At 71.3% G+C, this 20,558-nt stretch carries 16 protein-coding genes and 1 tRNA gene; 10 read left to right on the top strand and 7 right to left on the bottom strand.

The window, feature by feature from the left end; genetic code table 11:
• Positions 1 to 83: 83 nt before the first annotated feature.
• Positions 84 to 839 carry a hypothetical protein gene (locus tag B7W94_RS13350; protein ID WP_085607052.1) on the bottom strand — a complete coding sequence of 252 codons (756 nt, stop codon included), beginning with the start codon at positions 837 to 839 and terminating at the stop codon, positions 84 to 86.
• Between the two features lie 118 nt (positions 840 to 957).
• Positions 958 to 2,355: a zinc-dependent metalloprotease gene (locus tag B7W94_RS13355; protein ID WP_085607054.1), complete on the bottom strand. Its 1,398-nt coding sequence runs from the start codon at positions 2,353 to 2,355 to the stop codon at positions 958 to 960.
• 118 nt (positions 2,356 to 2,473) lie between these two features.
• Here B7W94_RS13355 and B7W94_RS13360 point away from each other — a divergent pair, with 118 nt between their 5' ends.
• From B7W94_RS13360 to B7W94_RS13370, 3 genes are all read left to right on the top strand, one after another.
• Positions 2,474 to 3,565 carry a YlbL family protein gene (locus tag B7W94_RS13360; protein WP_085607056.1) on the top strand — a complete coding sequence of 364 codons (1,092 nt, stop codon included), beginning with the start codon at positions 2,474 to 2,476 and terminating at the stop codon, positions 3,563 to 3,565.
• Positions 3,566 to 3,639: 74 nt separating this feature from the next.
• Positions 3,640 to 6,546: a UPF0182 family membrane protein gene (locus B7W94_RS13365; protein ID WP_025102983.1), complete on the top strand. Its 2,907-nt coding sequence runs from the start codon at positions 3,640 to 3,642 to the stop codon at positions 6,544 to 6,546.
• Between the two features lie 337 nt (positions 6,547 to 6,883).
• Entirely contained in the window at positions 6,884 to 7,726 is an 843-nt protein-coding gene (locus B7W94_RS13370) for a universal stress protein (RefSeq protein ID WP_085607058.1), read from the top strand.
• 15 nt (positions 7,727 to 7,741) lie between these two features.
• Here the strand turns inward: B7W94_RS13370 and B7W94_RS13375 are convergent, their stop codons facing one another.
• The 3 genes from B7W94_RS13375 to B7W94_RS13385 form a co-directional block, all read right to left on the bottom strand.
• Positions 7,742 to 8,617, bottom strand: coding sequence for an aminoglycoside phosphotransferase family protein (locus tag B7W94_RS13375; RefSeq protein ID WP_085607060.1), 876 nt, complete (start codon positions 8,615 to 8,617; stop codon positions 7,742 to 7,744).
• A gap of 82 nt (positions 8,618 to 8,699) precedes the next feature.
• Entirely contained in the window at positions 8,700 to 9,860 is a 1,161-nt protein-coding gene (locus tag B7W94_RS13380; protein ID WP_025102987.1) for a glutathione-independent formaldehyde dehydrogenase, read from the bottom strand.
• A gap of 223 nt (positions 9,861 to 10,083) precedes the next feature.
• Positions 10,084 to 10,157 (bottom strand) — tRNA-Met (locus tag B7W94_RS13385).
• Between the two features lie 78 nt (positions 10,158 to 10,235).
• On the opposite strand from B7W94_RS13385, the gene B7W94_RS13390 reads away from it, so the two are divergent.
• Positions 10,236 to 11,045: a carbon-nitrogen hydrolase family protein gene (locus tag B7W94_RS13390; RefSeq protein WP_085607062.1), complete on the top strand. Its 810-nt coding sequence runs from the start codon at positions 10,236 to 10,238 to the stop codon at positions 11,043 to 11,045.
• Positions 11,046 to 11,055: 10 nt separating this feature from the next.
• On the opposite strand, the gene B7W94_RS13395 is transcribed toward B7W94_RS13390, so the two are convergent.
• Positions 11,056 to 12,258 carry an aminotransferase class I/II-fold pyridoxal phosphate-dependent enzyme gene (locus B7W94_RS13395; RefSeq protein ID WP_085607380.1) on the bottom strand — a complete coding sequence of 401 codons (1,203 nt, stop codon included), beginning with the start codon at positions 12,256 to 12,258 and terminating at the stop codon, positions 11,056 to 11,058.
• 95 nt (positions 12,259 to 12,353) lie between these two features.
• Between B7W94_RS13395 and B7W94_RS13400 the strand changes: the two genes are divergently transcribed.
• From B7W94_RS13400 to B7W94_RS13410, 3 genes are read left to right on the top strand one after another with little or no spacing between them, the layout of a single operon-like run.
• On the top strand, positions 12,354 to 13,928 hold the full coding sequence (locus B7W94_RS13400) for a S1C family serine protease (RefSeq protein WP_085607064.1): 1,575 nt from the start codon (positions 12,354 to 12,356) through the stop codon (positions 13,926 to 13,928).
• A 45-nt stretch (positions 13,929 to 13,973) separates the two neighbouring features.
• Positions 13,974 to 15,227: a CDP-glycerol glycerophosphotransferase family protein gene (locus tag B7W94_RS13405; protein ID WP_085607066.1), complete on the top strand. Its 1,254-nt coding sequence runs from the start codon at positions 13,974 to 13,976 to the stop codon at positions 15,225 to 15,227.
• Positions 15,224 to 16,660 (top strand): CDP-glycerol glycerophosphotransferase family protein, encoded by a 1,437-nt coding sequence (locus tag B7W94_RS13410; protein ID WP_085607068.1) that lies wholly within the window; start codon positions 15,224 to 15,226, stop codon positions 16,658 to 16,660. Before B7W94_RS13405 ends, B7W94_RS13410 begins: the two co-directional genes overlap by 4 nt.
• A 10-nt stretch (positions 16,661 to 16,670) precedes the next feature.
• Here the strand turns inward: B7W94_RS13410 and B7W94_RS13415 are convergent, their stop codons facing one another.
• The gene (locus B7W94_RS13415) at positions 16,671 to 17,696 is read right to left on the bottom strand and encodes a glycosyltransferase (protein WP_085607382.1); all 1,026 of its coding nucleotides are present in this window, start codon (positions 17,694 to 17,696) and stop codon (positions 16,671 to 16,673) included.
• A 147-nt stretch (positions 17,697 to 17,843) separates the two neighbouring features.
• Between B7W94_RS13415 and B7W94_RS13420 the strand changes: the two genes are divergently transcribed.
• The 3 genes from B7W94_RS13420 (at position 17,844) to B7W94_RS13430 (ending at position 20,501) form a co-directional block, all read left to right on the top strand.
• Positions 17,844 to 19,127 (top strand): CDP-glycerol glycerophosphotransferase family protein, encoded by a 1,284-nt coding sequence (locus tag B7W94_RS13420; protein ID WP_085607071.1) that lies wholly within the window; start codon positions 17,844 to 17,846, stop codon positions 19,125 to 19,127.
• Positions 19,124 to 19,894 (top strand): biotin--[acetyl-CoA-carboxylase] ligase, encoded by a 771-nt coding sequence (locus tag B7W94_RS13425; protein WP_085607073.1) that lies wholly within the window; start codon positions 19,124 to 19,126, stop codon positions 19,892 to 19,894. The genes B7W94_RS13420 and B7W94_RS13425 overlap by 4 nt, the downstream gene beginning before the upstream one ends.
• A 94-nt stretch (positions 19,895 to 19,988) precedes the next feature.
• The gene (locus tag B7W94_RS13430; RefSeq protein ID WP_085607383.1) at positions 19,989 to 20,501 is read left to right on the top strand and encodes a PH domain-containing protein; all 513 of its coding nucleotides are present in this window, start codon (positions 19,989 to 19,991) and stop codon (positions 20,499 to 20,501) included.
• Positions 20,502 to 20,558 lie beyond the last annotated feature (57 nt).

Genomic DNA, 20,558 nt, shown 5'->3' on the forward strand with positions numbered 1-20,558 from the left:
GTCGTGGGCACGCACGGCGGTGCGCGACTAGCGTTCGCCGTCGCGGTTCCTTGCGGCGATTGGCACGCCGGCGCGCGACACAATCATTCTGCGCGAAACCGCCCCGAACGCCACGCGATCCCTCCGTCCGCGCTGACCCTGGCGATGCGCGCCGTATCGGCCCCGCGCAGGAGATGCGCGGCGACGGCCCCGGCGGCGGCCACCCTGGCGAGCGTGAGGCGTCCGGGGTCGCGGCCGACGAGCTGACCGTGCAGGAGCGGCCAGGCCGGATCGCGAGCGGTGTCCTCGGCGTCCCGGCAGCTCAGACACGGCGTGACCCCGGGGATCACGAGCGGCCCCACGGTGATGCGCGCGGGCTCGACCGCGACGGGCAGGTGCGGGTGGTCGGCGCGCAGCATCGGGGCGAACTGCACGGCGGCCGCCGCGCCGGGGACGAGGACGACGGCGACCGCCGTCGACCCCCGCTCCTCGGCCGTCGCGAGCGGCACGCCCTCGTCCTCGAGCGTCTCGCACAGCCGCCCCTCCGCGCGCGTGTCGGTGAGGCCGAGCGCGGAGACGCGGGCGGCGCGCGGCGGAGAGGGCTCGTCCTGCAGCGCGGGTTCGACGACGGCCAGCAGCCGTCGCGCCTCGGACCACGGTGCACCCGCGCGGTGCGCGATGACGTCGAACGCGCTGCGCCGGAATCCTCGGCGCATGCGGCTGAGGACCCGTTCGACCCACGGTGCGGAGGCCGGGACCCGGATGCCGGGGTCGTCGCCGATCTGGAGGGTCGTCCCATCGCGCCAGAGCAGCGGGAACGCGGGATCGAGACGGGTCAGGGTCGTCGGGGTGAGCGGCACCCCTCGATTCTGCGGAGCCGCGCGAGGCCGCAGGCCGGTTCGAGGGATCGGTGGAGAAATCGGCGGGCTCTGCCCGGTCGGGGAGGGAGAGTGCTCAGTCGTCCTCGATGACCCGGGCTCAGACCGGGCGTTCGCCCTCCGGAGCGTCGTCGTCGTCCTCGCCTCTGCCCTCGGCCGGCGTCTCCCCGGAGAAGTCGTCGCCGTCCAGCAGGCGCGCGAGCGCCTCGTCGAACTCGTCCGCCTCGGGCTGCTCCCCGCGCTCGGCGGCCTGCAGACGTGCGATCAGCGCCGTCGGGTCGTCGATGTCCTCAGCGGTGGGCATGAGGTCGGGGTAGTCCCACAGGGAATCCCGCGCGGCGACGCCGACGGCATCCGTGACCGCGCGCCACATGGCGGACGCCTCGCGGATGCGCCGCGGGCGGAGCTTGAGCCCGACGAGCGCGCCGAGGGCGTCCTCCGCTGGGCCGCCGACCGCGCGACGGCGGCGGGCCGCCTCGGCGATCCTGCCGCCGTCGGGCAGCCGGGTGGTGGCCTCCGCCGTGACCACGTCGACCCAGCCGTCGATGGTCGCGATGAGGTTCTCCAGGCGGGCGAGGGCCTCGCGCTGCGCCTCGGTCTGCGTGGGCAGGAGGGCGCCGCCCTCGATCGCCGCGCGCAGCTCCTCGGGGTTCGAGGGATCGAGGCGGCTCGCCACGTCCTCCAGGGCGTCGACGTCCACCGTCACGCCGCGGGCGAAATCGGTGATCTGCGCCATCACGTGCAGATGCAGCCACTTGGCGTGACGGTACAGGCGGGCGTAGGCGAGCTCGCGGGTGGCGATGTAGAGCGCGATCTGGTCCTCGGGGATCTCGAGTCCCTCACCGAAAGCCGTCAGGTTCTGCGGGATCACGGCGGCCGTGCCCGCCGGCAGCACGGGGATGCCCACGTCGCCGCCGGAGACGACCTCGAGCGAGAGGTTGCCGAGCACCTGCCCGAACTGGGCGGCGAAGACGGAGCCGCCCAGGCCCCGCATCAGGCGTCCCGCACCCTGCACGACACCGCGCATCTCCTCGGGGACCTGGGTGTCGAGCGCGGCCGTCAGGGCGTCGGCGATGCTCGTCGAGACGGGGCCGGCGATCTCCTTCCACACCGGCAGCGTCTTCTCGACCCACTCGCCGCGGGTCATCGCCACCGGGGGAGCGGCGAGTTCGGAGATGGTGGTCACCTCGCCCAGCCACAGGTTCGCCAGAGCGAAGGAGTCGGCGAGGGAGGATCGTGAGCCGTCGGCGATGCCCTGGCCCTCGCGGTTGGCGATGTGCAGGGCCTGCCGGAGCGAGTTCTCCCACGGATCGCCGCCGAAGGCACCTTGGAGCTGCGCCATGATCGTCTGCATCATCGCCGGGTCGAACGTGAAGCCGTCCATCCCCTGGAAGGCGCCGCGGAGCGCCTCGGGGTCGATGTCGCCGCCGCCCTGGTTCGAGAGCATCCGTCGCAGGAACTCCTGGAAGTCCTCCGGGTTCGGTTCGTTGTCTGCCATGTCGCTCGCCCTCTCAGCACGTCTGAAGCCGTGGCATCTACGCTAGTCACAGGTTTCAGTGCGCGACCCCGAAGCGGGCAGATCGCTGTACGCCGCTCGCGAACGACGGAGGATTGCTGTGGAACGACCGCGCGCAGGGAAGCTCGGACTCGGGGTCTGGGCGCTGGTGGTCGCGCTCGCGGCGCTCGCCGTCCTCACGTTCCTGCCCTCGCCGTACGTCATCCAGCGCCCTGGTCCCGTGTACGACACCCTCGGCACCGCGAAGAACGCGGACGGCGAGCAGGTCCCGCTCATCAGCGTGGAGGGGACGGAGACCTACGAGACGGGCGGAACGCTCGACCTCACCACCGTCCAGGTCGTCGGCAACCGGGAGCGCACGCCGAGCTGGTTCGAGCTCGCCCTCGCCTGGATGGACGCGTCGCGGGCCGTCGTGCCGCTGGACGCGGTCTTCCCCGAGGGCGTCACCACCGAGCAGCGGGACGAGCGCAACGCGATGCTCATGGTCGACTCGCAGCACGAGGCGACGGCCGCCGCGCTGAACGAGCTCGGCTACGACACGGGAGCCGAGGTCGTCGTGGTCGATGCGGTCGAAGGGTCGCCGGCCGACGGTCTGCTCCAGGCGGACGACGTGATCACCGCGATCGACGGCACGCCCGTGACCTCGGCCACCGCGCTGCGCGAGGCCATCCAGGAGGCGGGCGGCGATCCGGTCGCGCTCACGGTGCGCCGCGACGGCGACGAGCAGACCGTGGAGATCACGCCAGAGGAGCAGACCCAGGACGGCACGACGACGTGGCTGATCGGCATCACGCTGCGCACGGACTACGACTTCGAGGTCGACGTCACGATCCAGCTCGACAACGTCGGCGGCCCCAGCGCGGGGATGATGTTCGCTCTCGGGATCATCGACACCCTGACGCCGGGCGAGCTGAACGGCGGCAAGGAGGTCGCGGGTACGGGGACGATCGACGCCGAGGGGACCGTCGGGCCGATCGGAGGCATCCGCCAGAAGCTCTACGGCGCCCGCGACGCCGGTGCGGACTACTTCCTCGCCCCGGAGGCGAACTGCGACGAGGTCGTGGGGCACGTTCCGGACGGCCTGCAGGTCATCCGCACCGCGACCCTCGACGAATCGCTCGCGGCGCTGGAGGTCATCGCCGAGGACGGCGACGTCGACGCGCTGCCGACCTGCGACGTCCCGGCCACCTGAACCGGCGCGGGTCGTGACCCCGCCGTGACCGGTGTGACAGCCCGCCCACAGCGAGCGGTGCCTAGGATGGAAGGGTGACCTCGACCCCAGCCCAGCCCCCGGCCACGCCTCGAACCTCCCGACGCATCCTCGGAATCTCCCTGGTGATCATCGCCGCGCTCATCGCGGCGTTCTTCGTCTTCGCGTCGCTCTACACCGAATTCCTCTGGTTCGACCAGGTCGGGTTCACCGGCGTGCTCACCACGCAGTGGATCGCGACGGCGGTGATGTTCGTCGTCGGCTTCCTCGGCATGGCCGTGCCGCTGTTCGTCGTCATCCAGCTCGCGTACCGGCTCCGCCCGGTCTACGTCCGGCTGAGCTCGCAGCTCGACCGCTACCAGGAGGTCATCGAGCCGCTGCGGCGCCTGGCGATGTGGGGCATGCCCATCTTCTTCGGCCTCTTCGCGGGGTTCGCGGCAGCGGGCAACTGGAAGACCGTGTGGCTGTGGGCCAACGGCGTCGCCACCGGTGAGGTCGACCCGCAGTTCAAGGTCGACACCGGCTTCTACATGTTCGCGATGCCGTTCTACTCGATCCTCCTCGCGTTCGTCTCGGCGGTCCTGCTGCTCAGCCTCCTCGTCACCGCACTCGTGTCCTACCTCTACGGCTCGGTGCGCGTCGGCCAGGGCGAGCTGCGCATCTCCAAGCCGGCCCGCATCCAGCTCGCGGTCATCGCGGGTCTCTACCTGCTCGTGCAGGCGGCGAGCCTGTGGCTGGACCGCTACAAGACCCTCGTCGAGCCGGACGACCGCATCACGGGTGCCGCCTACACCGGCGCCAACGCGACCATCCCCGGCCTCGGCATCCTCGCGATCATCGCCGCCGTCGTCGCCATCCTCTTCTTCGTCACGGCCGTCATCGGCCGCTGGCGCTTCCCGCTCGCGGCGACCGCGCTGCTGATCGTGGCCTCGCTCGTCATCGGCATCGGCTACCCGTGGGTGGTCACCACCTTCCAGGTCAAGCCGAACCAGAACGCCTACCAGGCCGAGTACTACCAGCGGAACATCGACGGCACGAAGGAGGCCTACGGCGTCGCCGACCTGGAGACCACGGCCTTCGAGGCCGAGACCGACGCCGAGGCGGGGCAGCTCCGCGCCGACGCCGAGACCACCGCGTCGATCCGCATCATGGACCCGAAGGTCATCCCGCCGACGGTCCGTCAGCTTGAGCAGTACCGCGGCTACTACCAGTTCCAGACGACCATGGACGTCGACCGCTACGAGATCGACGGCGTGAAGCAGGACACCGTCGTCTCCGTCCGTGACCTCGACATGTCGGGCCTCGGCGACGGCGACAACTGGAACAACCGCGTCGCGGTCTACACGCACGGCTACGGCCTCGTCGCCGCGGCGGGCAACCAGCGCACGACCGACGGCGAGCCCGTCTTCCTCGAGCGCGGCATCCCGACCTCGGGCTTCCTGTCCGAGCAGGGCGACTTCGAGCCGCGGGTCTACTTCGGCGAGAACTCCCCGGAGTACTCCATCGTGGGCGCCCCCGAGGGGGCCGACCCGGTCGAGATCGACTACCCGCGGGGTAAGGACGGCTCGAGCGAGACGAAGACGACGTTCTCCGGGAACGGCGGGCCGAAGATCGGCGACAGCTTCACCAAGCTGCTCTACGCGCTCAAGTTCCAGTCGGAGCAGATCCTGTTCTCGAACCTCGTCAACGAGGACTCCCAGATCCTCTACGACCGCGACCCGAAGACCCGCGTGCAGAAGGTCGCGCCGTACCTCGAGCTCGACAGCGACCCGTACCCGAGCGTCGTGGACGGCCGCATCGTCTGGATCGTGGACGGCTACACGACGAGCTCGACCTACCCGTACTCGACGAGCGTGAGCCTGTCCGACGCGATCGCCGACTCGAACGTGCCGACGCCGTCGCTCGCGATCGACGACATCAACTACATCCGCAACTCGGTCAAGGCCACGGTCGACGCCTACGACGGCTCGGTCACGCTGTACGCCTGGGACGAGGAGGACCCGGTCCTGAAGACCTGGCAGAAGGTCTACCCGTCCACCCTCAAGCCGATCAGCGAGATGTCCGGCGAGCTCATGAGCCACGTCCGGTACCCGACCGATCTGTTCAAGGTGCAGCGCGACATCCTCGGCATCTACCACGTCGACAAGGCCGGCTCGTTCGCCCAGCAGGACAACCGCTGGCAGACGCCGAACGACCCGCGCAGCGACGCGATGCTGCAGCCGCCGTACTACCTGACCATGCAGATGCCGGGTCAGGACGAACCGCGGTTCTCGATGTTCTCCACGTTCATCCCGGCCTCCCAGGGCGCGGGTGGCAGCCGTGACGTGCTGATGGGCTACCTCGCCGTCGACTCCGATGCCGGCGCCGAGAAGGGCGTGAAGGCCGAGGGGTACGGGCAGCTGCGCATGCTCGAGATCGACACCGACACCACGGTGCCCGGTCCCGGTCAGGTGCAGAACACCTACAACTCCGACACCGCGGTGGTCCCGCAGCTCAACCTGCTCCAGCAGGGGGAGTCCGAGGTCATCTACGGCAACCTGCTGACCCTGCCCGTCGGTGGCGGTCTGCTCTACGTCCAGCCGGTCTACGTGCAGTCGTCCGAGGGGACGCAGCTGCCGCGTCTGCAGAAGGTGCTCGTCGCCTTCGGTGACCGGGTGGCCTTCGAGAACACGCTCACCGAGGCGCTGGACACGCTGTTCGGCGGCGACTCCGGCGCGACCGGTGGTGACGACGAGGTCGAACCCACCGATCCGGGCACGACCGATCCCGACACCGGGGAGACGCCGACCACGCCGACGCCGACGGACGAGCAGGCCGATGCCCTGGCGAAGGCGCAGCAGGCGCTGCTCGACCGCCAGGCGGCTCTCGCCGAGGGCGACCTGGAGAAGTTCGGCGAGGCGGACAAGCGCCTCACCGCGGCCGTCGAGAAGCTCCTGGAGCTGGAGGCCGCCGCGGGAGAGTGATGCTCCCACGCACACGAAAGGGCACCCCCACGGGGTGCCCTTTCGCATTCCCGGAACTCGCGGTGCGCCGGAAGCCGGTCCGCCGCACCAGGCGCTCGAGCGAGATCAGGCGACAGCCTGCACGCGAGCCTGATTCCGCGCGGGTGCCTGGTTGCGCGCGTGGCGCGGCGGGACAGGCGTTCTCGCGGCAGCAGGCGGGCGCGCGAGGTCAGGCGCCCTCTGGGCAGGAAGCCTGAACGGGCGCGAGTGCCTGAGCCGGCGGAGGGTTTTGTCCGGGACGGACCGTCGCGCGGGGAGGGGGTGGCATGGGAGGGTGGAGGGGAACAGGGAGGGTGCCGTGGCTGAGCGCATCGTTGTGGGAGTGGTGGACACGTCGGCGGGACGACGAGCACTGGAATGGGCCGCGCATCGCGCCCGGTCGCGGAAGGCCTCGCTGCTCCTCGCGAGCGTCGTCGGGGGAGCGGTCGGTGCCGTCGGGGAAGGCCCCGTGGTGGACGCCGCGATCGCGGCGGCGCGGAGTCTGCTGGAGGAGCACGCGGAGACGCTGAAGGCCCAGGGGCTGGACGTCGACATCGTCGTGCTCCGCGGCGACCCTGTCCGTCAGCTCGTCTCGACCACCGCGGGCGCGAACCTCCTCGTGATCGGCAGCGACTTCCGTCCCGATGACGCGGACAGCCCGCGGCGCGGGGCCCACGGGCTGCGCATCGTCGCCGACTCCTCCTGCCCCGTCGTGGTGATCCCCGACATCGAGACGAGCGACCGTCGCGGTGTCGTCGTCGGGGTGGACGGGTCTCCGATCTCGGAAGCCGCCGTCGCGTTCGCCGCTGCCGAGGCCGACCGTCTCGGCGAGCCCCTCGTCGCGGTGACGGTATGGACTCCCGTCCCCCTCCCGCGCGGAGCGAGGGCGTACCCCGAGCAGTATCTCTCCTCCATGCAGGAGCTGTCCGAGGAGACCCTCGCCGTCGCTCTCGGCGGATTGCGCTCGACCTATCCGGATCTCGAGATCCAGCCCCGGGTCGAACGCGGATACCCGTCCGAGGTCATCAACCGCGCCGCTGCCACCGCGAGCCTCGCCGTGGTCGGCTCGCACGGACGGGGGGCGGTCGCCCGCTTCCTGCTGGGCTCCATCAGCCACGAGGTGCTCGCGGCACTCGTGGCGCCCACCGCCGTCGTGCGCTGACCGGGGGCCGCAGGCCTAGAGCGGGCTGGTCAGCACCTTGTGGAGCACGCGTCGGCTGTCGTCGCCGCCCGGCCCTGACCCGTCGGAGAGAGTCACCTGGGCCTTCCAGAGTGCCCAGCCGCGAGCCCGTCGCCAGGTCGCGGCATCGAGGTCGACGGCGTCGCGGAACGTATCGCGCGCGTCCCCGTCGAAGTACGTCCATGCCATGACGAGGTCGCACGCCGGATCGCCGACGCCGCAGGTGCCGAAGTCGATCATGGCCGACAGGCGGCCGTCGCTGACGAGCAGGTTGCCGACGGCGACGTCGCCGTGGAACCAGACCGGCGAGGACTCCCACGCGCTGCTCGTCGCGTCGAGCCAGACGCTCCGGCAGAGTTCCGCGTCCAGGGTGCCGTCCAGCCGCTGGAGCGCGACGTGGACCTCATCGCTGTAGACGCTCGGATGCGAACCGCGAAAGAACGAGTGCCGACCGGCCGCCCAGCCCGCGTCCACGGGCAGGGATCTCACGGTGCGGAGAACAGCCCCGAGATCGACGGCGAGGCGAACGCGATCGAGACCCGCGGCGCGCTCGACGGTGTCGCCGTCGAGCCACCGGCGGATCGACCACGGAAACGGGTAGCCCGGGCCTGGCGCCCCCAGCGCCACGACGGAGGGAACGGCGACGGGAAGCCTTCCGTCGAGGAAGTCGAGCGCTCCGCTCTCCTTCGGCACGGCCGCGGCGTAGGCCTCGGCACGAGGAAGTCGCACCGACAACTCGTCGCCGAGACGGAACGTCCTGTTGTCCCACCCCTGACGCGCCACGGCGCGGACGGGCAGGTGCGCCCAGCGGGGGAACTGCTCCGCGATGAGGTCGGCGACGAGCCGCTCATCGATGTCGACCGGTCGGTTCACCCCTCGATACTCGCAGAGGTCGGCTCCCTCCGCGGGCGACCGGTGGTCCGTCTCCCTCGTGGCGCTGGTGGCACCCGTCGGGTCACGCCGCCGTCGAAGTGCGATCCGGGTGCAGCACGACCTTCGTCCAGCCGTCGTCCCGATTGTCGAAGTGCTCGTACGCCTGCGGTGCCTCTTCGAGAGGCAGATCGTGGCTGACCACGCGGGAGGGCGTCGCCTTGCCGCCGGCGATCAGGTCGCGCAGTCGTCGGTTGTACTTCTTCACCGGACATTGACCGCTTCCGAGCTTCTGGCCGCGGAACCAGAACTCCCCGAAGTCGAAGGCGAGCTTGCCCTGCTTCGCCAGCTCATCCGTGGCGCCCGGGTCCTGCGGGATGAACACTCCCACGACGCCGATCTCGCCCGTGAACCGGACCGACCTCACGAGCCGGTTCAGGGTGAGGGTCGGGTCCTCGGTGCCGCTCGGATCGTGCGCCTGATAGCCGACGCATTCGCAGCCGTTATCGGCGCCCAGGCCCATCGTCATCTCGTTGACCGCCTCGACGGGGTCCACCGCGGAGTCGTCGATGGCGATCGCGCCGAGCTCCTCGATCGTGCGCAGGCGGTCGGGATGCCGGTCCACGACCATGACCTTTCCGGCCCCCTTGAGGATCGCGGAGTAGGCGGCCATGTAGCCGACGGGGCCCGCGCCGTAGATCACGGTCTGGTCCCCGGGCTTCACGTGGGCGAGCTCCGTGGCGTGATAGCCGGTGGGGAAGATGTCCGCGAGCATCACGTAGTCGTTCTGCTTCTCCTCGGCGTCCTCTCCCAGGCGGAGACAGTTGAAGTCGCCCCACGGCACCCGGAGGAGCTCGGCCTGACCGCCGGCCCACGGCCCCATGTCGGCGAAGCCGTAGGCGGCTCCCGCCCACTCCGGGACGGGCTGCGCGGTGAGACAGTAGTTGGTGAACCCGCGCTCGCAGTTCTTGCAGTGCCCGCAGGCGACGTTGAAGGGCAGCGCGACGTAGTCGCCGACCTTCACCTTGTCGACGCCCTCGCCGACCTCGATGACCTCGCCGAGGTTCTCATGGCCGAACCATCGGCCGGTCTCGAAACTCGTCCGGCCCTCGTACATGTGCAGGTCCGAACCGCAGATGTTCGTCGTGGTGATGCGCACGAGCACGTCGGTGGGGCGTTCGATACGGGCATCCGGTACATCGGTGACGCTCACCGTATGCGGGCCTTCGTACACTACTGCTCTCATGTCCTCTTCCTTTCCGTCCCGGGCAGGCCATCACGATTCGGCTCTGCCGCTGAGCCGGGCCATCGTGGCTCCGCGGCGGTGCGTGACGGAGGGCCTTCCCAGATCCGGGGCGGGGGAGGAGAATGCGGGAAGCGCGCGGCGAGAGTGCCGACCCGCGGTGACGCCGGACATGCGAAAGGCCCTCCGGCCTGGGATTTCTCCCGGCCAGAGGGCCTTTCATTTGTTGCGGGGACAGGATTTGAACCTGCGACCTCCGGGTTATGAGCCCGGCGAGCTACCGAACTGCTCCACCCCGCGGCACAAGAGATAACTTATCACGGATCCGGGGAGGCGTCGAATCGAGCGCGACGCCGGAGGGTGCGAGAGGATGGCGTCATGTCTGAGAACACCGCCGTGCCCGTCGCCGTGTGCCAGTTCGCCCCCACGGATTCCCGCGAGGCCAACCGGGAACGGATCGCGGAGCTGGCGACGGAGGCCGCGCGCCTCGGGGCGAAGCTAATCGTGTTCCCCGAGTACTCGAGCTACTTCGTCGACCCGATGGACGAACGCCTCGCGGCGAATGCGGAGGGTCTCGACGGCGAGTTCGTGACCGGGCTGATCGGTCTGGCCGCGGAGCTCGCCGTCGTCATCGTCGCGGGCGTCACGGAGAGGGCCTCGGACGAGGGGCGCGTGCGCAACAGCGTCGTCGCCGTGCGCGGCGACGGCATCCTCGCGGTCTACCGCAAGCAGCACCTCTACAACGCGTTCGGGCAGACCGAGTCGGACTGGGTGGAGCCGGGGGAGATCGGCGAGCCCGCGGTGTTCGAGGTCGGCGGACTGCGCTTCGGGCTGATGACCTGCTACGACCTGCGGTTCCCCGAGCTGTCGCGGCTTCTCGCGGTCGCCGGTGCCGATGCGCTCGTGGTGCCCGCGGAGTGGGTGCGCGGACCGCTCAAGGAGCAGCACTGGACCACCCTGCTCGCCGCGCGGGCCATCGAGAACACGGTGTTCGTGATCGCCGCCGACCACCCGGCGCCGATCGGCGTGGGCCACTCGCGCATCGTCGACCCGCAGGGCGTCGTCCGCGCCGGCATCGGCTCCGAGCCCGGAGTGGCCCTCGGCGTGGTCGACGGCGCGGCGATCGCGCGCGTCCGTGCGACCAATCCCTCGCTGCGGGCCCGCCGCTACGCTGTGGTGCCGCGCTGACCGGACCCGCTCACGGGTTCAGGCCGGCGAGGCGCGCCGCCGCCTCCTCGAGGACATCGATGCGCTTGCACGCCGCGAAACGCACGAGCCCCGCGTACGCCGAGCGCTGCGCGGGGGACACGAAGGCAGTGAGCGGGATCGCGACGACGCCGGCCCGGTCAGGAAGCGTGCGGCAGAAGGCCGCCGCATCGGCGCCGCCGAGCGCCGTCGCATCGGCCACAGTGAAGTAGCCGCCCTGCGGTGCGTGGACCGTGAAGCCGGCGGCGCGGAGACCGTCGCCGAGGATCGCGTGCTTGCGGGCGAGCACGGCGGCCGCGTCCGTGAAGAACGCGTCGTCGAGGCGGAGCCCGACGGCGACGGCGGGCTGGAAGGGGGCGCCGTTGACGTAGGTGAGGTACTGCTTGACGGTCAGGACGGCCGTGATGAGTGCGGCGGGGCCGTGCATCCAGCCGATCTTCCACCCCGTGGTCGAGAAGGTCTTCCCCGCCGATGAGATGGTGAGCGTCCGCTCCGCGGCACCGGGCAGGGTGGCGATCGGGACGTGCGGGGCGTCGAAGGTGAGGTGCTCGTACACCTCGTCAGTGACGATCACGGCGTCGTGCCGCGCGGCCAGGCGCACCACCTCGCGGCGCACCTCCTCGTCGAAGACGGCTCCGGTGGGGTTGTGCGGGTCGTTGACGAGGATGATCCTGGTCCGGTCCGTGACGGCCTCCGCCAGCTGATCCAGGTCGGGCTGGAACCCGGGCGCCCGCAGGGGCACCGTCCGGAGCCGGGCACCCGCGAGCGCCACCGCGGCGGCGTACGAGTCGTAGTAGGGCTCGAAGACGACGACCTCGTCCTCCGACCCGTCGATCAGGGCGAGCAGGGTCGCGGTGAGGGCCTCGGTGGCGCCGGCCGTCACGATGACCTCGGTGCCCGGGTCCACCTCGAGTCCGTAGAACCGCCGCTGGTGCTCTGCGATGGCCGTCAGGAGGTCGGGGAACCCGCGTCCCGGCGGGTACTGGTTGACCCCGTCGGCGATCGCGGCGCGTGCGGCGTCGAGCACCGCCTCCGGGCCGTCCTCGTCCGGGAAGCCCTGCCCCAGGTTGATGGCTCCGGTCCTGACCGCCGCGGCGGACATCTCTGCGAAGATGGTGGGCGCGACGGTTCCGTCCGCGTCGAGCAGACCGGCACCGGCCGCCGTGCGACGCCATGCGCCGGGGATGACACTCATGAAGAACAGGCTAAGGCCATAGCGGAAACTCACGCTGGGCATAAGGAACGCACAGGGATGCGGGGCATCCTGGAGGGGCGTTGAAGGAGCACACCATGAACCAGGACAACCCGCAGGACCGCCCGGCACCGGCGTCGGACGACGCCGTGTCGGCCGGACACACCCCCCAGACCCCTCAGACCCCCGAGGCCGCGCCGAGCGCGCCGTCTCCGGCCGCCGACGGCACCCCTGTGACGGGCGCTCCGGCCGCTTCCGCCCCGGTCGCCCCGCAGGGCCACCACATGCCGCCGACGTTCGCGTCGCACGCCGCCGGCACCCCGACCGTGGCACCCGTGCCGCACGGGCTGGCCGCGCCCGGTCCCGCCGCGGCGGGCGTCCCCGGCGCCGCATTCGGCGTCCCGGCGCAGGACACCCGGTCGCTCGACGGCACCGTGCCGCCGGCCGAGCAGGCCCCCGCGGCCACGAAGGAGAAGTCGCGCGGCGGCACCCGCGTGGCGGCGTTCATCGTCGCGGCCGCCCTCGTCGGCGGCGTCGCCGGATTCGGCGGCGGCGCCCTGCTCACCGGGCTGCAGGACTCCCCGTCCTCCGGCACCGCTCAGGGCCCGCAGACCGTCACCGTCAACAACCCCGGCTCGGTCAACGAGACCACTGCCGTCGCGACCGAGGCCCTGCCCTCCGTCGTCACCATCGAGGTGGCCGGATCGCAGGAGGCCGGCAGCGGCTCGGGCGTCATCATCAGCAAGGACGGCTACGTCCTCACCAACACCCACGTGGTCACCCTCGGTGGGGCGGCGGCCGATCCGACGATCCGCGTCACGACCTCCGACGGCCGTATCTACGACGCCACCGTGGTCGGCACGGACCCGATCTACGACCTCGCGGTGATCAAGCTCACCGACGCCGAGGGCCTCACGCCGATCGAGTTCGCGGACTCGTCGAAGCTCAACGTCGGCGACACCGCCGTCGCGCTCGGCGCCCCGCTGGGCCTGGCGAACTCCGTCACCACGGGCATCGTGAGCGCGCTGAACCGCAGCATCCAGATCGCCTCGTCCGCGCTTCCCGACTCCTCCTCCGAGGACGCCCCGCAGCAGCAGGCGCCGGAGGACGGGCAGAGCGAAGGGCCGTTCCAGTTCGATCTGCCCGGGAACAGCGGGCAGCAGGCCACCGAGTCGATCTCGATCGCCGTGATCCAGACGGATGCCGCGATCAACCACGGGAACTCGGGCGGCGCCCTCGTCAACAGCAAGGGCGAGCTGATCGGCATCAACGTCGCCATCGCGAGCTCGGGCAGCTCCGAGGAGTCGGGCTCGATCGGCATCGGCTTCGCCATCCCGTCCAACATCGCCAAGCGCGTCGCGGACGAGATCATCGCCGACGGCGCGGCCACCCACGGTCTGCTCGGCGCATCGGTCCGCGATGCCTCCGGCGTCGAGGGCGCGACCGAGGCCGGTGCGTACATCGCCGAGGTCACCGACGGGGGCGCGGCCGCGGCCGCCGGTCTCCAGGCCGGCGACGTCGTGACGAACTTCAACGGGGTGCCGATCACGAGCGCGACCGACCTGACCGCTCAGGTCCGCGCGGCGGCAGCCGACAGCACGGCCGACGTGACCTACGTCCGCAACGGCAAGCAGAGTCAGATCGAGGTGACGCTCGGCACGCTCGCCGGCTGATCGCCCCGTCAGAGAAGGACGCCACCCGCGCGATAGGCTCGCCGGGTGGCGTCCTTCTCTTTCGGCACCGGCAACGCGGCCAAGCTGCTCCGGATCCCGCTGTACGCCCTCGGTCGCCTGGGCACCCTCGTCGTGCCGCGCGGCCGGCGCTGGGTCTTCGGCTGCGGCGCCGGCGTCGGCGACGGCGCTCTCGCCCTGCACCGGCATGCGGCAGCGGAGGGACATGACACCCTCTGGCTGACCGGGTCGGCGCGCGAAGCGGCCGACGCCGAGGCCCTCGGCCTGCGGACCGTCCCGCGGGGCGGCCTCCGCGGCTGGTGGGCCACCGCCCGTGCCGGCGTGCTGGTCGTGACGCACGGCCTCGGCGACGTGAACCGCTACGGCAACGGCGGCGCCTTCGTCGTGCAGCTCTGGCACGGCATCCCGCTCAAGCGCATCGGACTCGACTCCCCGGCCACGACGCAGGTGCCTGCCGTCCCCGGTGCCCCGATCCTGCGGCGCCTCGTCGGGCTGCTGTACCGCGGCGCCGCGCAGCGGATCCGCGTGCTCCCCGCGGCGTCGCACCGGGCCAGGGCACGCCTCGAGTCCGCGTTCGGACTGAGCGACGACCGGGTCGTGGTCACGGGGGAGCCGCGCGTCGACGTGCTGTCGATCGGCGCACCCCAGGAACGCCGCGCCCACGCACGGGCTCTGCTCGCCGAGGCCGTGGGTGTGATCGGCGACGCCGACCGCGTCGTGCTCTATGCCCCGACGTGGCGGGACGGCGCCCCCGACCCGTCCGTGCCGACGGCCGAGGAATGGATGCGGATCATCCGGGTGCTGGAGGAGCACGACGCCGTCCTCCTCGTGCGTTCGCATCCGCTCGGTGATGGCAGCTACACGCCGCCGCTGCCGACGGAGCGAGTGCGCGCGCTGCCCAGCACCTCCGTCAGCGACGTCACTCCGGTGCTGGCCGCGGTCGACGTCCTCATCACCGACTACTCCTCGCTCGCCTACGACGTAGGACTCCTGGACATGCCGGTCGTCTTCCTCGCACCCGATGTGAGCGAGTACGCCCGCACCCGCGGGTTCTACGGGCGCTTCGAGGACGTCGCCGCTTCAGGCGTCGCGACGGGATGGGAAGCGGCGCTCGTCCGGCTCGCGTTGCTGCTCGGCGACCCCGCCGCGTTCGACGAGGCTTCCCGGCGTTCCGCTACGCTCAGCGCGGAGATGCACGCGTTCCGTGACGGTCAGAACACTCGTCGGGTATACCGGACGATCCGCGCGCGGGGGATCCCCGCGCCGAAGGGAGCAGCATGACGACGGCCCGCATCGATGACACGGCACAGGCGCTGGTCATCGCAGGGACCGGGCAGCGTCCGGAGAGTGCCGAGCTCGCCGGACCGCGGGCGCGGGTGGAGGCCCGCGTCACCGGCGGGGGGAAGACCTGGAAGGCGACGTTCGCGCTCCGCGCATGCCGGTGGGGTGGCCCGGAGCTACCGCTGCCATCAGGCGAGTACGAGCTGCGCATCGGCGGCGCCGATCTGTCGGAGCTGCGTCTCGCGCCGGTCGTGCTCCCGGGAGTGCGGATCGCCGTCGAAGGTGCGGTCGTCCGCATCGCAGCACCCGTCGATCCCGTGTATGACACGGCAGAAGGGCGCTCGACGCTCGAGGAGCGCTATGTGGCGCAGACCGGCGGGACGGAGAACGCCGTGTTCTTCGAGAGCTTCTACGGCCGGAGCGTCGGGTGCAACCCCCGCGCCATCGATCGGGAGCTGGCGCGGCGTGCTCCGCAGGTGCGCCGGTACTGGAGTGTCGCCGATCTGTCGGTCGAGGTGCCGGACGGCGCGATAGCGGTCATCGAGGGCAGCCCGGAATGGTGGCGCGCCCGCGGTGCCGCACGACTGCTCATCGTGAACGACTGGCTGCGCCGTCGCTTCGCGCGCAAGCCCGGGCAGAAGGTGCTGCAGACCTGGCACGGCACGCCCCTCAAGCGTCTGGCGCTGCACCGCCCGGGGTTCGACCCCCGGCGGATTGCGGCGGTGGTCAAGGAGTCCCGGCGGTGGGACGTGCTGCTGGCGCAGAACACCTACTCCGCGCGCATTCTCCGCAAGGCCTACGCGTTCTTCGGGCGGCCGATCTGGGTCGACGGCTATCCGCGCAATGATGCGCTGCGCACCGGGGATCCGGTCGCCGTGCGCGCGGCGCTCGGTGTCGGAGCCGACGAACGCGTGCTGCTCTATGCCCCGACGTGGCGTGACGACCGTGCGGAGATGGTCGACTTCGTCGATCCGGAACTCCTGGCGCGGCAGACGAACGCCGTCGTGCTCGTGCGCGGTCACTCGCGCACGCTGGGGGAGGGCAGGGACCGTGCCGGCGCGCGGGTGATCGACGTGACGGGGTACCCCGAGACGTCGCAGCTTTTGCTCGCCGCCGACGCCCTCGTCACGGACTACTCCTCGGTCATGTTCGACTTCTCGGTGACCGGCAAGCCGATGTACTTCCTCGTGCCCGACCTCGACCACTATCGCGGTCAGCTCCGCGGGTTCTACTTCGATCTCGCGGAACGGGCACCGGGCCCGCTGGTCCGTACGCAGGACGAGCTCGTGGCCGCGCTGGACGACCAGGGGCACCGGGAGCGCTACGCGGAACGCTATGCCGCGTGGCAGCGGCAGTTCAACGCGCTCGACGACGGCCGGGCGGCGCAGCGGGTGGTCGACCGGATCCTGGACCTCGGATTCGTCACCCCGTAGCCGTCGGCGTTCAGGGCAGGGGAGTGTTCCGCGTGCCGAGCCGCGATGCGTCCACCGTGTCGCCGGCTCCGCGCAGCACGCCGCCGAGGAAGCCCAGGCCCCAGGAGAGGTGCATGGTGGGCAGCACGAGGAGCGTCCACAGGCGTTGCCGCACGCCGCCCCCGCCCGGCGCGAGAGCCACGCCGACCACGAGCAGGACGTAGAGCGCGAGCGGGACGTAGACCAGACCCGAGGCGATGAGCGAGGCGGTGCCGGACACCGCGCCGGTGAGCTGCAGGATGCCGAGGACGACGGCGAGCACGACGAACAGCAGGAGCACCGGCGGGGCGAAGTAGCGCAGACCGTTGCGGCGGCCGAAGCGGCGCACCAGCTCTCCTCGCCAGGCACCGGTCGCGCGGAACTGTCTGGCCAGTCGCAGCCAGCTCTCCCGCGGCCAGTAGGTCACCGACAGCTCGGGATCGAACCACACCCGGTGGCCGGCCTGACGGATGCGCAGGTTCAGCTCCCAGTCCTCGCCGCGGCGGATCGTCTCGTCGAACAAGCCGACCTCATCGAGCACCTCTCGCCGCATCACGCCGAGGTAGGCGGATTCCGCCTCGCCCTCGACGCGGCCGCCGTGATACGCGCCGCCGCCCAGGCCGACGGGGGAGTTGTACAACCGGGCGACGGCCTTCTGGAAGGGAGTCCGACCCTCGGCGTGCATCACGCCGCCGACGTTGGCCGCTCCCGTGCGCTGCAGCGTCTGCAGGGCACGGGCCGCGTAGCCGGGGGCGAGCTCGGAGTGCGCATCGACCCGGATGACGGTGGCGTAGCGGCTGGCCCGGATCGCGGCGTTGAGTCCGACCGGGATGTGTGCGGCGGGGTTGTCCACGAGGCGTATCCGGTCGTCGGCAGCGGCCAGTCGGCGGGCGAGGGCCGTGGTGCCGTCCGACGACGGTCCCAGCGCGAGGACGAGCTCGGCCGGAACACCGACCTCCTGAGCGAGCACGGACGCGACCGCGTGCTCCAGGTAGGCGCGTTCGTTGAGCACCGGCATCACGAAGGACACCCCGGTGACGGGGGCGGGGGATCCGTTGGCTGGCACATGTCGATCATGTCACGCCGCTCCTGCCCCGCTCTCCCAGGCAGAGCGCGGTCGTCGCGGCTCAGCGGGGCCCGCGAGCGGACGAACTATCCTGGAGGGATGGGTGCACTGTCTGACGCGAAGAAGGCCTACCGTCTCCTGCGACGGGCGCTCGCTTCGCGCTCCGCGGTGCAGCGTGTCCGTCGCCGGCTGGCGGATCAGGTGCCGTACCCGGCAGATCACTTCCGGGTCGCCGTGTACTTCGCCGACGGTGCGGTCAACATGTACCAGATGCGGCAGTGGTACCGCCCGCTCGCCGCGCTCGCCGAGCGGTGGCCCGTGGTGGTGCTGGCGCGCCAGGCGACCGGCGCGGAGAAGCTGCTGGAGGAGGACGGCCCGCCCGTCGCGTTCGTGCCGAAGGTGCGCGACCTCGAGCGATTCCTCGCCACACAGGACATCCGGCTGGTCCTCTACGTGAATCAGAACACCCGCAACTTCCAGATGTTCCGGTACGGCCGTCGCTGGCATGTGTTCATCAACCACGGCGAGTCCGACAAGATGTACATGACCACGAACCAGTACAAGGCCTACGACTACGCCTTCGTCGCCGGTCAGGCGGCCAGGGATCGGCTGTCGCGGACGCTGTGGGACTACGACGTGGAGAGCCGGACGATCGAGATCGGACGCCCCCAGGCGGACCACTACTCCGGCTCGCTCCCGTATACGCCGGACGACCGTCTCGTCGTCCTCTACGCCCCGACGTGGGAAGGCGATCGGCCCAGCGCGCATTACGGCTCCATCGCCTCGCACGGCGAGCGCCTGGTGGCGCGACTGCTCGCGACGGGCGAGCACCGGGTCATCTACCGCCCGCACCCGCGCAGCGGTGTCGTCGATGAGGCCTACGGGGCGGCGCATCGCCGCATCGTCGCGGCCATCGCCGCCGCGAACGCCGCCGACCCGACCGCGCAGCACGTGTACGACGACGGCCCCGAGCTCGGCTGGCAGCTCGCCGCCGCCGACGTCGCCGTCGTGGACATCTCGGCCATGGTGTACGACCGCCTCGCGGCGGGAAAGCCGCTCATGATCACGCGCCCTGTCGACGAAGAGGCCGCCGTCGACACCACCGGCTACCTCTCCGACTGCGAATGGCTGTCCGCGGAGGCGGCGGACGACATCGTCGCCGAGGTCGAGCGCGTACGGGAGGACGAAGCGGCCGTCGCGCGCCTGCAGATGTGGGTGCGCCACTACTTCGGCGCCACGACCCCCGGCGTGGCGACGCAGAAGTTCCACGCCGCCGTCGACCGGCTCATGGGGGAGTGGGAGCGGTGGCGCGACCGGGAGATCGGTGCCGTCCGCGGTGATGCGGACGATGACGACGATGAGGCGGACGACGAGGACGCATGAGCAGCGACTTCCCGCGCTCCGCTGCACTCGTACCGCGTCTCGAGGTCGTCGACGCGACCGGATCGACGAACGCCGACCTCCGGAGAAACGCGGACGACGCCGACGCCTGGCCGCACCTCTCGGTCCTCCTGACCCGGAACCAGACGGCCGGACGGGGGCGGCTGGATCGCCAGTGGATGGCCCCGGCGGGTTCGGCGCTCGCGGTGAGCGTCCTCCTGCGCGATCTGCCTGCCGAGCCGGCAGCGAGAGGCTGGATCCCGCTCGCCGCCGGGGCGGCCATGGCCGAGGCCGTCGCCGCACAGCTTCCTGAGGCCACCGTCGTCCTCAAGTGGCCGAACGACGTCCTCGTCGACGGCCGGAAGATCTGCGGCATCCTCGCCGAGGCGACGGCGACGGCCGTGATCGTCGGGGCGGGCGTCAACACCGCCATGACCGCGACCCAGCTTCCGGTTCCCACGGCCACCTCCTTCGCCGTACAGGGGGTCGCCGTCAACGAGGACGAGCTGCTCCGTTCTTACGTGTCGGCGCTCGACGGCCACCTCTGGGCGCTCGCCGCGGCGGACGACGCGACCGCGACCGGTCTGCATGCGGCGGTGACCGCGCGGTGCGCGACGGTCGGACAAGCCGTGCGCGTCTCGCTCCCCGGCGGCTCCCTGCTCGAGGGCGTGGCCGTCGGCATCGACGACGAGGGGCGTCTGCTCGTCGCGGCGGAGGGGACGGTGCACGCGGTCTCCGCGGGTGACGTCGTGCACGTCCGGCCCGCGTGACGCGGTGACACGCCGTCCCGCGGACGGTGTTGTCGGCGATCGCGGGCACAATGGGGGTGTGACCCAGCCCGTGACGCTCGGCGGACGCCCGCTGATGCCGCCGCCCGGCACTCCCGCCGAGGAGCTGCTCATCGCGCGCTTCCGCGGCCACGCTCGCCGGCTCTTCTGGTCGGCGCTCGTGCTCATCGCCACCTTCGGGGCCACCGCCTACTTCTACGGCAACCTTCCGGCCGGCTTCGAGGACTGGATGCTGCTCGCCGCCGCCGGAGTCGTCGTCCTCGTCGCCGTCGTGATCCCCTTCGTCGTCTGGTACTCGCGGACGACGACGATCACCACCCGTCGCGTCATCGCAGCCCAGGGCCTGGGCGCGCGCAACCGCCGAGAGATGTCGCACGCCCGCGGCTACACGATCGGTGTCCGCCGGGGTCCGCTGCAGCGGATGTGGGGCTGCGGCACCATCACGCTCTCGAACGGCGTGGACGCACCTCTCCGTCTCGTGAACGTCCCGAACGTGACCCTCGTGCACGAGACCCTCGCGGATCAGATCGAGGTCGGCCAGATCCTCGCCCATCGCGACGCCCAGGCGAGCGGCGACGAGTTCGCCTGAGCGTGAACTCGCGGCCGCCTCGCGGACCGTTCGCTCCGCCGTTCCCCGGACCAGCGA

It is taken from the genome of Microbacterium sp. LEMMJ01 (genome assembly GCF_002114135.1).
In the GTDB taxonomy this organism is placed as follows: domain Bacteria; phylum Actinomycetota; class Actinomycetes; order Actinomycetales; family Microbacteriaceae; genus Microbacterium.